The sequence below is a fragment of the Geobacillus sp. LYN3 genome (genome assembly GCF_003064505.1).
GTDB lineage: Bacteria > Bacillota > Bacilli > Bacillales > Anoxybacillaceae > Parageobacillus_B > Parageobacillus_B toebii.
The window spans coordinates 563-1265 of sequence record NZ_QCWL01000071.1 but is presented as its reverse complement, the minus strand read 5'-3'; the positions used below and the strand labels follow the sequence as shown (position 1 = coordinate 1265).

The following is a 703-nucleotide window of genomic DNA, read 5'->3' as shown; positions in this document are numbered from 1 at the left end:
GGAAGAAGCCGAGAAGCGAAGGCGGCTAGCGTGAAGCTGTTTTCGCATGGTTAAGTTAGAAAGGGCGCACGGTGGATGCCTTGGCACTAGGAGCCGATGAAGGACGGGGCAAACGCCGAAACGCTTCGGGGAGCTGTAAGCAAGCGTTGATCCGGAGATGTCCGAATGGGGAAACCCACTGCCCGTAATGGGGCAGTATCCATACCTGAATCCATAGGGTATGGAGGGCACACCCGGGGAACTGAAACATCTAAGTACCCGGAGGAGAAGAAAGCAACCGCGATTCCCTGAGTAGCGGCGAGCGAAACGGGAACAGCCCAAACCAAGAGGCTTGCCTCTTGGGGTTGTAGGACCACTCACATGGGAGTTACAAAGGAACGGGGTAGACGAAGCGGTCTGGAAAGGCCCGCCAGAGAAGGTGACAGCCCTGTAGTCGAAACTTCGTTCCCTCCCGAGTGGATCCTGAGTACGGCGGGACACGGGGAATCCCGTCGGAAGCAGGGAGGACCATCTCCCAAGGCTAAATACTCCCTAGTGACCGATAGTGAACCAGTACCGTGAGGGAAAGGTGAAAAGCACCCCGGAAGGGGAGTGAAAGAGAACCTGAAACCGTGTGCCTACAAGTAGTCAGAGCCCGTTTATGGGTGATGGCGTGCCTTTTGTAGAATGAACCGGCGAGTTACGATGACGTGCGAGGTTAAGT

The 703-nt window shown here is 55.9% G+C and carries 1 rRNA gene (only partly in view); it reads left to right on the top strand.

The features are described from left to right. Window positions 1-48: 48 nt before the first annotated feature. Window positions 49-703 (top strand): 23S ribosomal RNA (locus DCC82_RS17115); its annotated part runs 562 nt beyond the window's last position; the annotation flags it as partial.